11 protein-coding genes are annotated in these 13,253 nt (G+C 66.5%); 6 read left to right on the top strand and 5 right to left on the bottom strand.

The window, feature by feature from the left end; all coding sequences use genetic code 11:
* Positions 1-4: 4 nt before the first annotated feature.
* The 5 genes from QSJ19_RS25885 to QSJ19_RS25865 are packed head-to-tail and all read right to left on the bottom strand — an operon-like array spanning position 5 to position 6,835.
* Positions 5-1,006 (bottom strand): formamidase, encoded by a 1,002-nt coding sequence (locus QSJ19_RS25885; protein WP_286323925.1) that lies wholly within the window; start codon positions 1,004-1,006, stop codon positions 5-7.
* Complete coding sequence (locus QSJ19_RS25880) at positions 1,003-2,490, bottom strand: amidase (RefSeq protein ID WP_286323924.1); 1,488 nt, start codon at positions 2,488-2,490, stop codon at positions 1,003-1,005. Before QSJ19_RS25880 ends, QSJ19_RS25885 begins: the two co-directional genes overlap by 4 nt.
* Positions 2,487-3,869 carry a cytosine permease gene (locus QSJ19_RS25875; RefSeq protein WP_286323923.1) on the bottom strand — a complete coding sequence of 461 codons (1,383 nt, stop codon included), beginning with the start codon at positions 3,867-3,869 and terminating at the stop codon, positions 2,487-2,489. Before QSJ19_RS25875 ends, QSJ19_RS25880 begins: the two co-directional genes overlap by 4 nt.
* Complete coding sequence (locus QSJ19_RS25870) at positions 3,866-4,654, bottom strand: 5-oxoprolinase subunit PxpA (RefSeq protein WP_286323922.1); 789 nt, start codon at positions 4,652-4,654, stop codon at positions 3,866-3,868. The genes QSJ19_RS25875 and QSJ19_RS25870 overlap by 4 nt, the downstream gene beginning before the upstream one ends.
* Before the next feature lie 3 nt (positions 4,655-4,657).
* Positions 4,658-6,835, bottom strand: coding sequence for an amidase family protein (locus QSJ19_RS25865; RefSeq protein ID WP_286323920.1), 2,178 nt, complete (start codon positions 6,833-6,835; stop codon positions 4,658-4,660).
* Positions 6,836-7,042: 207 nt separating this feature from the next.
* Here QSJ19_RS25865 and QSJ19_RS25860 point away from each other — a divergent pair, with 207 nt between their 5' ends.
* From QSJ19_RS25860 to atzF, 6 genes are all read left to right on the top strand, one after another.
* Positions 7,043-7,690 carry a GntR family transcriptional regulator gene (locus tag QSJ19_RS25860; RefSeq protein WP_286323919.1) on the top strand — a complete coding sequence of 216 codons (648 nt, stop codon included), beginning with the start codon at positions 7,043-7,045 and terminating at the stop codon, positions 7,688-7,690.
* A gap of 88 nt (positions 7,691-7,778) precedes the next feature.
* Complete coding sequence (locus QSJ19_RS25855) at positions 7,779-9,137, top strand: nucleobase:cation symporter-2 family protein (RefSeq protein ID WP_286323918.1); 1,359 nt, start codon at positions 7,779-7,781, stop codon at positions 9,135-9,137.
* The gene (gene atzD, locus QSJ19_RS25850; RefSeq protein WP_286323917.1) at positions 9,134-10,177 is read left to right on the top strand and encodes a cyanuric acid amidohydrolase; all 1,044 of its coding nucleotides are present in this window, start codon (positions 9,134-9,136) and stop codon (positions 10,175-10,177) included. The genes QSJ19_RS25855 and atzD overlap by 4 nt, the downstream gene beginning before the upstream one ends.
* The gene (gene biuH / locus QSJ19_RS25845) at positions 10,174-10,881 is read left to right on the top strand and encodes a biuret amidohydrolase (RefSeq protein WP_286323915.1); all 708 of its coding nucleotides are present in this window, start codon (positions 10,174-10,176) and stop codon (positions 10,879-10,881) included. Before atzD ends, biuH begins: the two co-directional genes overlap by 4 nt.
* Positions 10,878-11,549, top strand: coding sequence for an alpha/beta fold hydrolase (locus tag QSJ19_RS25840; protein ID WP_286323914.1), 672 nt, complete (start codon positions 10,878-10,880; stop codon positions 11,547-11,549). The genes biuH and QSJ19_RS25840 overlap by 4 nt, the downstream gene beginning before the upstream one ends.
* The coding region (gene atzF, locus QSJ19_RS25835; RefSeq protein WP_286323913.1) for an allophanate hydrolase at positions 11,546-13,253 on the top strand (1,708 nt) is incomplete at its 3' end. The genes QSJ19_RS25840 and atzF, both read left to right, overlap by 4 nt.

Below are 13,253 nucleotides of genomic sequence, written 5' to 3'. Positions count from 1 at the left end.
TAGCTCACCTCGCCCGCACACTCTCAGGCGCCCCCCACCCCGCCCCAGTGCCGTCAACATGTTCGACCTCGGCCTCCCACGGCACCGCATAGTCGCCCGCCACGAGGTCTTGCATGAAGGTGTACGGGCAGTCGCCGACACCGCCGGCGACAGCTGTGTACCCGCGGTGAGCCAGTTGGTAGATGTTGTTCTCGACTCCCCACGTCCGTCGCGCGTCGTCGGCGCGGGACGGAACGACTTCCGCGGTGACGACCCGATCCGGGGTTCCGTCTCCCTGCACGAGAACGGTGCCGTCGACGTCACAGACCATCGCTTCACCCTGCGACCAGATGTTGTTCTGGTCGGGCCCGGCGAGCGCCACCGATGCCGTGTAGGCGAGGTTGTGAAAGGCGTTGGACTGATTGGTGATCCGCCACGATTGCTGGATCGGGTAGGTGTATCCGGCTGTTCGCAGGATGACATTGGCACCCTTGTACGCGGCCTCTCGTGCCATCTCGGGAAGCATGCCGTCATGGCAGATGATCAGTGCCAGCCGTGAACCGGCCGGTCCGTCGCACACCGGAATGCCCAGATCACCTGGCGCCCACGGCTCGGCAGGCACCCACGGATGCATCTTGCGGTAGTAGAGCCGCTCACTCCCCTGATCGTCGACGATGATCCCGCTGTTCCAGGGTGCGCCGTCCGGGTTGCGCTCCATGATGGAGAAGCATCCCCACACGCCTGCCTCACGGCACGCATCGGCGAGCACCGCCATCTCGGGCCCATCCCGATCACACAGCAGGCTGTCGTCGAGCCACGTCTCCGGGTCGAGCCCGTTGATGCTGTACTCGGGCATGACCACGAGATCGATTGTCGGCATGCCCTTCTTGGCACGCTTCACGACATCGGCGAGGCGCTCCGCAGTCGCCTTCAGATCGGCAGGCTCGGTGATGGTGGGCACTCGCGCCTGCACCAACCCGAGTACGAGCGCTCCAGGGGTGGGGTTGAGTCCGTCGAGTCCTGTCATCGTCGCTCTCCTGCCTGTAAGGCTCCGGGGCTCGGAGTTGCCGGCCACCGATCTCGCCACGGCTGTGTCCGTTCGAACGCCGCTGCCGCCCTCAGCACGTCACCGTCGGCAAGGTGGCGCCCGACGATCTGCATGCCGACGGGCAGACCGTCGGCGGTGTGGCCGGCGGGAACCGAGATCGCCGGCTGTCCGGTCATGTTGAAGATGTTCAAGAATCCCAGCCAGCTACCCGAATCCACCATGTGTCCGTCGATCAGCTCTGGTCCCTGCATGCCGACGGGAAAGGCCGGAACCGCGAGTGTGGGCGTGATCAGCAGGTCGTGGTCGCGCATGAGCCTCGATACCTGGTTCACTACTCGTTTGCGCACCATCTGCGCGGTGGTGAGATCCTCTGCCGTCCAGGGGTGTCGGATGAGCTCGACGAGATGCGGTGACATGCGATCGCCGTACTCGTCGACCATGTTCCGCATCCCGACGAGATCTGTGTCGGCGATGACCATCGGCCAGAAGTGTCGACGGGAGTCGTGGATCCCCGGCTCGACCTCGACGACCGTCGCACCGAGCTGTTCGAACGCCGTGACAGCTTCAGCGACGACCTCGCGGACCGCGGGCTCGACCGGCAGGTACCCGAGGTCGGGCGAGTACGCGATCCGCAGGCCTGCGACATGCTCCGCGGAATCGTCGGCGATGCAGCCGATCCAGTCCGTGTCACCGGCCGGCAGTGAATGCCGATCGCGCGGATCAGGTCCCGCGATTACCGACATCAGGAGCGCAGTGTCGCCGACGGTTCGGGTCATCGGCCCGATGTGTTCGAGTGACTCCCAACTCGACACCCCCGGATACCGTTCGTCGCGACAACCGGGGTACAGCGGGACGCGGCCCATCGAGGCCTTGAATCCGACCAGCCCGCAGAGCGATGCTGGTATCCGCACCGACCCGCCGCCGTCACTGCCCAACGCCAGCGGCGCCATACCGGTGGCGACGGCCACGGCCGACCCGGCCGACGACCCGCCTGGTGTCAGCGCAGGATTCCATGGATTGCGGGCCGCCGGCGACACCGGGTTGTGGCCGACACCGCTGTACCCGAACTCCGGGACGGTCGTCTTCCCGACGATCAACGCCCCTGCGCTGCGTACCCGTTCGGCGACGATGTCGTCCTCATCGGGAACCCAGTCCTGATATGCGACCGACCCGTTGCGCGTGACGATCCCGGCGGTCGCGATGAGATCCTTGATGGCGATCGGGATTCCGGCCAGCGGTCCGGGGTCGTCGCCGCGCGCGAAGGCGGCGTCGACCACGGCCGCCTGTTCCCGCGCGAGGTCGTCGGTCCGCTCGACAAAAGCGTGGAGTTCGCCGTCGAGTGCGTCGACGCGGGTGAGACAGCTCTCGACCACCTCCGTCGCCGTGATCGTTCCGGCACGGATCATCGCGGCGAGATCGACGGCCGAGGTCCGCGTCAGGTCGATGCCGGGTGCGAGAGTCACTGCGGCGCCTCGACGTTCGACGCCGACTTCTCCGAGACCTCGATCTCCGTGGTGGCGGTTGCCACGGATCGGGGGAGCCGCTCCGGAACAACTGCTTCGACGATGAGGTAGGCCACTGCCGCACACACCATTCCGACGATCGCCTCACTGAGCTGCGGCGCCCAATGGTGCACCATGTAGGCACACGCGGCACCGATGATCCAGGCGATGAACGGCTGCACCCGGAACGCCGTGGCCGCCCGCTGAGTCGCGCGGCGTGTGATCAGCTGGTCGACGATCAGGACTGCACCGATCGACGGGACGAAGATTCCGAGCAGGTTGAGCCAGGTGCTGAAGTGACTCCAGACCCCGGCAAGCGCGATCGCCAGTCCTACCGCACCGAGAATGATGGTCAGCAGCCGCATGGTCGAGCCGGTGAGCTGGCTCCAGCCGACGGCACCGTTGTACAGGCAGTGAGCGCAGACAGATCCGAGGTTGACGAACACGAAGATGACAGCGAGAACGGTCAACACGGGGCCGTGTTCGGTCAGGATCGGCAGGAAGTCGCCACCGTTGGCGGCGGGGTCGACGGCGGCTCCGGCGGCGACGACGATGCCGCCGACAACCATGGCGATCATGTTGGCGATCGGGAAGGCACTGAACGTCGCGACGACGGCTTCACGTCCGTTGCGTGACCAACGAGTGAAGTCGGCGGTCATGGTGCCCGAGTCGACGAAGCCGGCGATGACCACGGTGATGGCGGCGCCCATCGACAGAACCGTGGCGCTGCTCGAACCCTGGAACGAGGTGATCGAGCCGATACCGTCTGTGCGGGTGGCGATCACGACGGCCACGATTCCGAGCGCGATGAACAGTGGAGCGGCGATGAGGCCGATCACCGTGAGTGCGCGGATACCGATGAAGGTGATGCCGATGTAGAGCAGTCCGGCGATCAGCCCCAGCAAGGTTGCGTTCCATCCGAGGGAGGTCTCGAGAGTGGCTCCGGTCAGTCCGGTCTGGAAGGCGAACCAGCCGATGACCACCGTCGACAGAAAGCCGGCGACGATCTTGGCGCCGTTGCGGCCGAATGTCTCTGCGGCGCTGAGCGCAAAGTTCTTGCCGGTCTTACCCGCGAGGTAGGAGAGTGATCCGACGTAGGCGAACAGCACCAGATTGCCGATCAGGATGGACAGGATGCCTTTCCAGAAGCCCAGTCCGTACACGATGGTCCCGCCGAAGATTGCCGACGTGAGGACCATCGGGAACCCGAACCACACTGCGGACACCGAGAAGACGGATCTGCGGTGGGAGTCGGGGACGGGCACGTTCTCGAACTCGGCCTCGAGTCCGTGGTGCCCGTCGTGTTCTGACATCGGGGGCGTCTCGATTCGCGTGGTCATAGGGATCCCTTCTGGGCCAATGCTGTGTGATTCGGGCGAGTGACCATCTCCATCTGCGCCGCACTCGGCGAGACGAAGCTGTAGCCCTCGACGTTGAGGGCAGAACACACGGCGTGTAGCAGTGCCGGCGCGTTCGGGGTATCGCTGTGCAGGCACACCGTGCGGATCTCTCCGCGGTGTGGCCCGTTCAGCTGTTCGAGAGTTCGGGCGACGACGACGTCGGGCCCCCCGATGAGTTGTGCGGTGCGGTCGTACATCTGGACGTCGCCGTCGAGGTAGGGGCGATCGGCGAAGATCTCCGGGATGACCGACAGACCATGCTCGACGGCGCGCCGGTGCAGCGCCGACCCGGGCAGCACATACAGATACAGACCCGGATTCCAGCTCCGGATTGCGCGACAGATCGCGTCGGCCAGCGCCGCATCGCGATTGGCCATCATGTACAGCGCGCCATGTGGTTTCACATGCTGCATGACTGCTCCGGCCACGCGGACGAAGGCCTCCAGCGCGCCCACCTGATAAAGACACAGGTCGTAGGCCTGCTGTGGCGTGGTCGGTATCTCCCGGCGTCCGAAGCCCGCGCGATCCTCGAGGCCGATGTGCGCGCCGATCGCCACGCCATGGGCGATGGCGAGATCCACGGATTCCCGCATCACCGCGGGGTCTCCCCCGTGCGCTCCGCATGCGATGTTGGCGGAGGTGATGAGCGGCATCATGTCCGGGTCGGCCCCATAGACGTAGACGCCGAAACTCTCACCCAGATCGCAGTTGATGTCGATCTCCACGACTCAGCCCTCGTCGAGCACGGTCGCCACGGCGGGCCGTCTCGGGCTCGCGGCCAGCTCCCAGGCACGGGCGAATCGGAGCAGGGCACGTTCGGAGAACTGCCGCCCCACGACCTCCATCCCGATGGGAAGTCCGTCGTCGGTGAAGCCGACGGGGATGCTCATCGCGGGCAGCGAGGTCTGCGATGCGATGACGGTGTTGGTCGGGAAATCCAGTGCGGTCCAGCGTTTGGCGGCGAGGTCGTCACGCGTGGGCGCCGGCACCTGCACAGTCGGATAGATCAGGAAGTCGACGTCGGCCTCGGCCATCATCGAGACGAGCACTCGACGCCACTCCTCCTGCCGCAGCCGACCGCGCAGGTAGTCCGGATTGTCGTCGACATCGTCGGGAGCGTCCCCGATGTCGCGCATGAGGTCGGTGAGTGGGTGGAACGCGCCGGCCGCCACGATCTCCTTCACCGAGGCCGCCGGTGCTGTCGGACGATCACCGAGGAACGCATCGATGTCTTGCTTGGACCGCAAGGAGTACATCGATGTCTCGCGAATCCAGCTCTGCAGATCGCCGAGACGGAGATCCCCGACGACAGTTGTTCCGCATGTGGCGAGTTCGTCGATCGCCGCTCGGACGACAGCGTTCGTCTGGTCCTGGTCGACTCCGTGACCGAACGCGTCGGTGAGGACCCCGACTCGGTACGAGGCCAACGCGGACGACGCCACATCCTCGAGCGCTGCGCGATAGTCCCCGACGTCCGGGTTCGCGGTTGCGACACCGGAATAGGCGTCGGAGGCATCGAATCCGACGATGGTGTCCAGCACGCGTGCCAGATCGGTCACGGTCCTCGCCATCGGCCCGGGGGTGTCCTGGAAGTGCAGCAGCGGGGAGAAGCCGGTACGCGGAATGAGGCCGGTCGTCACCCGCAATCCGAACAGGTTGGTGAACGACGACGGCAGCCGGATGGACCCACCGGTGTCCTCCCCGATGCCGACGAGGCAGAGGTTCGCGGTGACGGCTGCTGCGGTGCCCGCACTGGACCCGCCGGTCTCGCGGCTGGGGTCGTACGGATTCTTGGTGTGCTCCGAGCGTGAGGAGAAGGAGAACCACCCGGCGGCGAAGTCGCACATCGACGTCTTACCGAGGATGACCGCCCCGGCCTCGCGAAGTCGTCGGACGACGACGGCGTCGGCATCCGGTACATAGTCCGCGAACACTTCGGACCCGAAGGCCGTGGGAATTCCTGCGGTCTCGCCCTGATCTTTCACCAGGATCGGGACACCGTGCAGCGGTCCGACGAGTTCCCCTGTCTTGGCATAGACCTCGTCGATGTAGGCGGCGTCCCGGAGTGCTCGGTCGTTGACCGTCACCACCGAGTTGATCTGCAGTCCGTCGGGATTGTCGATCGAGTCGATGTCATCGATCCGGTTCAGGTACCAGCCGGTCACCGCCGCGCTGGTGGTCTCCCCGCTGCGGATCATGCGATGCAGCTCGTCGATGGTCAGTTCCGCATAGTTGACGTGATGCTCCTTGTCCGAGCCGAGCCCGCCGTCGAGAGCGCCGACGATGGCGTCCGCGGTGTGCTCGAGGTGGTGTCGTGTCGCGTCGAGGAGTTCGTCCAGCCGGCCGTCGCACATGAGGTCGAACATCTGCTCGTGCTGGCGTCGTGCCTCATCGAGGGTGTGGGGCACGGTGGCGTAAATGGCCATGTACGGCTGGACCCTGTCCCACGTGTTCCGGATCAGTTCGCCCAGGTACCGGCTGTCGGCGCAGTCATAGAACGTCTGATGGAACTCGCGGTTGAGTTCGCGCCATTCGTGAGCGGTGATGTCGGATGAGGCCATCTGGTCGAGGATCTTGCGCATCGAGACGGTGGATTCGTGGTCGAGTCGTGGCAGCGCCCATTCGGTTGCCTGCGATTCGAGGTTCAGCCGGATGGCGAAGAGTTGGCGGATCTCACGGGCGTTCAGTCTGGTGACGGTCACGGCGCGACGGTCGAACTCGACGAGGCCTTCGAAGTGCAGCCGTTTGAGAGCCTCGCGTGTGGGCATCGTGGATACGCCGAGCGACTGCGCGAGCGACCTGATGGAGACGCGCGTACCCGGGGCGATCCGACCGTCGAGGATCTTGCGTCGAATCTCCTGGTAGACGCTTTCCCCGATGGTGGGCGTCAGTATGTCCGTTGCCACTGTGATATCACTCCGATCCGAATCCCATGTGTGATCACACTCGGATGAGTGTGAGCGCGGACGATGACGTGGACGTGTGGGGTCTGTTACGGCTACGTGACGAATCCGAGCCTCGCCCATCGGCTGACATGCCCCAGAAGTGTTGATGCACTGATGGTCTCGACATCTGTGGCCCGACCCCGACACCGGACGGCCTATTCTGAGGAGGTGAGTTCTGACAGTACGGCGATCCGCCCGGCCACCCGGGAGTCGATCGCCGCCGCCATCCGCGACGACGTTCTCGACAACCGGCTCAGTCCCGGCGACCGGCTCCCCGAGCCCATGTTGGCCGAGCGCTTCGGCGTCTCGCGCGTCCCCGTCCGCGAGGCGTTGTCACAGCTCCAGAGCGAAGGCTTCGTCACGCTGGAGCGATACAAAGGTGCCACCGTCTCCGGCAGTTCCCGCGTCGACGCTCTCGAACTCATGCAGGTGCGCCGGGGTCTCGAGGTGCTGGGCGCCAGGCTCGCGGCCGAGCGGCTCGGAGGTACCGTCGCCGCCGAACTCCGGCAGGTCACCGAGTCCGGTCGCCAGGCCGAGCGCACCCATCAGCACGATCAGGTCCCACCCCTCGTGTTGCGGTTCCACACGCTGGTCGCACAGGCGTCCGGCAACGGCGAACTCGCCCGCATGCTGGAGCACACGTTCCGACGGATCGCGTGGGTGTTCGACCGCGACGTCGAAAGCCGGGCCGATGGCTGCTGGCGGGACCACACCGCGATCGCCGGTGCCATCCTCGACGGGTCGCCCGTCCAGGCCGGCTACCTGATGGAGGAACACGTACAGAAGGACGAGGCGCTACTCCACGACCTTCTGTGACCTCAGTTTCGTATACGAACTTTCTTCGTTTTACGTGTTGGTTACACCTTCTAACGCAGGAGACACATCGAACGTATACGAATTTCGTATGCCAACGACTTCGCCCACTGCCGGCCCCGAGCAGCGCCGGCTCCGAGGATGGCAGACCGCCGTCTTCGGCGCCCAACACGTACTCGTCATGTACACCGGTTGCGTCGCAGTGCCTTTGGTGTTCGGTGCGGCGATGGATCTCGATAAACGCACCATCGGGCTCCTGGTCAACGCCGACCTGCTGATCGCCGGCATCGTCACCATCATCCAGGCTGCCGGCGTCGGGAAGGTACTGGGCGCCAAGTTGCCGGTGGTGGCCGGCGCGTCGTTCACGGCCGTCACCCCGATGATCATGATCGGCCAGGAGTACGGGATCAACGCGGTCTACGGCTCGATGATCGGCGCAGGCGTGTTCGGACTACTTGTGGCCGTGCCGTTCTCGAAGTTGCTGAAGTACTTCCCACCGGCGGTGCGCGGCGCCGCCGTGACCATGATCGGACTCAGCCTCATCGGCAAGGCCGTGTCGATGACCTTCGACGACCAGCCGGCCAGCGGCTCCCACCTGGCGCTCGCACTCGGCATCATCCTGGTGGCGGTCGCCCTGATGCGTTACGCCCGAGGCATTCTCCGGCAGGCCGCAGTGCTGATCGCACTGGTTCTCGGGACAGCGGTGGCAGCGCTGATGTCGTTGACCGACTTCTCCGGCGTCGGCGACGCTGCCTGGTTCGGCATCCCGCAACCCTTCCTCTTCGGTGCCCCCACGTTCCCGGCCGCCGGGATCATCTCGATGAGCATCGTGATGCTGGTGATCTTCATCGAGTCCACCGCGTACATGATGGCCATCGGCGAGACCACCGGCACCGATGTGACACCGAAGCGGATCGCTCGCGGCCTGGCCGCCGACGGCACCTCCGCAGTTCTGGCGGGGTTGTGGACGTCGTTCCCCGACACCATCTTTGCGCAGAATGTCAGCCTCGTCCGGATCACCCAGGTCGCAGCACGCTCGGTGGTCGTCGTCGCCGGCGGCCTCCTCATTGTGTTGGCCCTGATACCCAAACTCGGCGAAACCATCGCCAGCCTGCCCGGCGTGGTGATCGGCTCGGTCAGCCTCCTCATGTTCGCCACCGTCGCCGGAACGGGCATCAGCACCCTGGCTCAGGTCGACTACCGCGACAACGACAATCTCCTGATCGTCTCCCTCGCACTCGGCGCCGGGATGATCCCGATTGTGTCATCGGACATCTACTCGCAGTTCCCCTCTGAGGTGCAGATCATCTTCGGCAACGCGATCAGCAGCGCCGTGATCACCGCCTTCGTGCTCAACCTCTTCTTCCACCATCTGCCACGCCGTCGGCGTCGACCCGAGAAGCACTCGCCCACGACGACAACCACACCTGACAAGGAGGTCACGGTATGACCGGAGTCCGACTCCTGACGTTCCCCACCGCGGGACCCGACGACACCAGTGCACTACGGCTGGCCGCCGAGCACGGCGTCGATCCGACGTCCATCCTCGCCGTCATCGGAAAGACCGAGGGCAACGGCTGCGTCAACGACTTCAGCAGAACCCTGGCGGCCGCCGCCTGGGAACCGCACCTCCGCCCCGATGCGGTGACCGTGTTCTCCGGCGGCACCGAGGGAGTGCTCTCCCCACACGTGAATCTCCTGATAGCCGACGACGATTCCGACAAACGCTACGACCGCGGCATGGTGGCCGCCGCGACGACGACCACGCCCATCCCGCTCGCCGACATCGGGCGAGAGCGACAGATGGACGCCGTCCGTGACACCGTCGCGAAGATGATCGCCGACCTCGGGGTCGCGACGTCCGACGTGCATCTCGCCCTGGTCAAGTGCCCACTGCTCACCTCCACCGACATCACCGAACTGCGTTCGCAGGGAATCGAACCCGTATCGGCCGACACCTACGAGTCGATGGGCCGGTCGCGAGCCGCGAGCTCGCTCGGGATCGCGGTGGCGCTCGACGAGATCGACCGCGCCACTGCTCACGACGCGCTGGCCGGCCGTGGCGCGGCATGGTCGAACCGCGCGTCGGCGAGCGCCGGTGCGGAACTCGACTCGTGTCACATCCTCGTCGTCGCGGAGAGCCCGAATGCATCGAATCCGTTGCGCGCATTGCACACCGAGATGAAGGATGGATTCGACCTCGGCGCGCTGACAGACGCGGCCGACGTCATCGACCAGCGCGGCGGCACGATACGACAGCTCTTCGTCAAGGCCGAAGCCGATCCGAGCGGCAGCATCCGCGGCCTGCGCCACACCATGCTGACCGACTCCGACATCAACTCCACCCGGCACGCCCGCGCCGCCGTCGGCGCGCTGGCCGCTGCGGTCAAGGGTGACGGCGCGGTGTACGTGTCCGGCGGGGCCGAACATCAGGGCCGGCCCGGCGGTGGCAGCGTGACCTTCCTCTACGAACTCGGAGATCCGACATGACGACCACACCTGTTGATGCACATCCCTATCCGTGGCCCTACGACGGCGCGGTCGACATCAGCCGCACCGCACTGGTGTTGATCGACTGGCAGGTCGACTTCTGCGGGCCGGGTGGCTATGTCGACTCGATGGGCTACGACCTGTCCCTCACGCGAGCGGGACTGGCGCCGACCGCCGAGGTCCTCGCCGCCTGCCGCGAGGAGGGCATGCTGGTCGTGCACACCCGTGAGGGTCACCGCCCCGATCTCAGCGACCTGCCCGAGAACAAGCGCTGGCGATCGGCGCGTGCCGGCGCCGAGATCGGCTCGGTCGGGCCGTGCGGCCGGATCCTGGTCCGCGGCGAGCCCGGGTGGGAGATCGTTCCGGAGGTTGCCCCGGTTCCTGGTGAGCCGATCATCGACAAGCCCGGCAAGGGCGCGTTCTATGCCACCGACCTGGATCTGATCCTGCGCAGCGCCGGCATCACGCATCTGATCCTCACCGGCATCACCACCGATGTGTGCGTGCACACCACGATGCGGGAGGCCAACGACCGTGGCTACGAGTGTCTGGTCCTCTCGGACTGCACCGGTGCCACCGATCATGACCACCATCTCGCCGCGCTGAGCATGATCGCGATGCAGGGCGGGGTGTTCGGAGCCACCGCGACGTCGGCCCAGTTGCTGTCCGCAGTGGGCGCACCTGTGGCCGCTGCCGCGACGTGAGCCGTGATCCACGCGCCGTCCTGATCTGCGGCGTCGCCGTCGACCCACCAGTGTGGGACGAGACCGCAACAGTGTTGTCGCGCCTGGGCTTTGCGGTACACGTCCCGGTCCGACCGCAGTCGGGTGACCTCGACACCGAGATCGAGGCCCTGGCACCGTTGTGTGCCGGGGCGCTGGTGATCGGCGTCAGCGGGGGCGCAACCCTCGGACTCGAGCTCGCAGCCCGCGGGGTACCGATGTCTGCCGCGATCCTGCACGAGCCGGCCGCCGGCGCACTCGCCCCCGGGCTGCTCGACGACGTGGTCGCCGGGTTCCATGCCGACGGCGTCACCGGATTCGGCCACGCGCTGTACGGACCGGAGTGGCATCCGGACATGACGGCCGCCGACGCCGCCACCGTCGGCCGCGAACTGGCCATGTTCCGGGCGTTCGAACCGCACCCACCCGCGATCGGTCCGACGTCGGTGACGCTGACCGTCGGCGAGAGGTCACCCAGGGCGCGGCACGCATCGGTGCAGGCGTTGTCGGCGTTGACGGGTATCCGGTATCGCGTGCTGCCGGACACCGGGCACGCCCCGCACCTGCAGAACGCCTTCACACCGCTGCTCGACGACGGACGGCTCGTCGAGTCCGGCGACGTCACCTACGCAAGGAGTAACCCCCGATGACCGATCGTGTGGACGCCTTCGTCGACGCCCTGACCGCGGCGGACCGGCCCGAGGTGTGCATCCACGTCGCCGATCACGATTCCATCCGCGCCGAGTTCGATACTGCGGCCGGACCTCTGGCCGGTTTGCTGCTGGCGGTGAAGAACAACGTCGACGTGGAGGGCTACCCGACGACTGCCGCGTGCCCAGGCTTCTCCACCACGCCGGCACCCGAGGACGCGGCGGCGGTGGCCCGGTTGCGAGCCGCCGGTGCGACGGTGGTGGGTACAACGAATCTGGACCAGTTCGCCACCGGCTTGGTCGGGCAGCGCAGCCCGTACGGCGGAGTCCGTGACTCTCGGCGCCCGGAGTTCGTCTCAGGCGGATCGAGTTCGGGATCGGCAGTGGCGGTCGCGCTCGGACTCGCCGACATCGCGATCGGCACCGACACCGCCGGCTCGGGTCGGGTGCCGGCCGCGTTCCAAGGCGTCGTCGGCATCAAACCGACGCTGGGTGTCGTCTCGACGACCGGTGTGCTGCCGGCCTGCCGTTCCTGGGATGCGGTCACCATCATGGCCCGCGACATCGACACCGCCGACGTCGCGATGTCGGTGATGGCCGGCGGTGACGGCACCCGGCCGATTCCCGCGGACATCCCGCTCGCAGCGCCCACGAACGCCTGTGTCGCGATTCCGGATGTTCTCGTCGACATGGCACCGGGCTGGAACGCGGCGTTCGAACGGAGCGTCGACCGCCTGCGCCTCGATGGCGTCGAGATTCGTCCGATCCCGTTTGCGACCTTCCTCGAGGCCGCACGCCTCCTGTACGACGGGGCGCTGGTCGCCGAGCGCCACGCGTCGGTCGGCGCCTACGTCGACGCCCACCCGGATGAGGTGGACCCGGTTGTGGGACAGATCATCTCCCGCACCGGAGGTATCAGCGCGTCGCAGATGGTCACCGATCTGGCCCGCCTCGACTATCTCCGCACGCAGAGCATGGCGCTGCTCGCCGACTGCGACGCACTCCTCGTACCGACCACGCCCGGGCAGCCGTCAGCGGTCGAGGTCGCCGACGATCCGATCGGGGTCAACGCCTGGCTCGGCACGTATACGAACTTCACGAATCTCTTCGACATGTGCGGCGTGGCGGTACCTGCCGGCACCGTCGGCGACGGACAGTTCGGCGTGACCGTCCTGGCCCCGGCGTTCCACGACGCGGTGGCTCTGGACATCGCCCGACGTGTCCACGAAGCACCGGAGTCAGTTGCTGCGCCGGGATGCGCGCCGCCGTTGCCCGCGGGCGCACCGTGGATCGAAGCGGCCGGTGCACCGACGACGGACCTGTTCGTCGTCGGTGCCCATCTGCCCGGCCAGCCGTTGGAGCACGAACTACGCAGTCGCGGGGCCCGATTCGTCGGTTTTGACCGTACCGCGCGTGGGTACCGTCTGTACGCACTGGACACGACGCCTCCGAAGCCCGGCCTGGTGGCCGACCTCGGCGTCGAGAGCGCGATCGACGGCGGGATCTGGCGCCTCTCCCCCGCTGCACTCGCCTCCTTCCTGACCGAGCTGCCCGAGCCGATGACGCTGGGATCGGTCGAACTGTCCGACGGACACCGAGTTGTCGGATTCTCCTGCAGCCCATCGGCTCTGGACGATGCGGAGGAGATCACTACGTTCGGCGGCTGGTTGAGGTATCTGGATCAGGTGAGTGCGGTGAGCGTTT

The sequence above is a fragment of the Gordonia sp. ABSL11-1 genome, from assembly GCF_030315685.1.
Taxonomy (GTDB): Bacteria; Actinomycetota; Actinomycetes; order Mycobacteriales; family Mycobacteriaceae; genus Gordonia.
The sequence above is the reverse complement of the archived record's forward strand: the minus strand, read 5'-3'. Positions and strand labels throughout refer to the sequence as shown.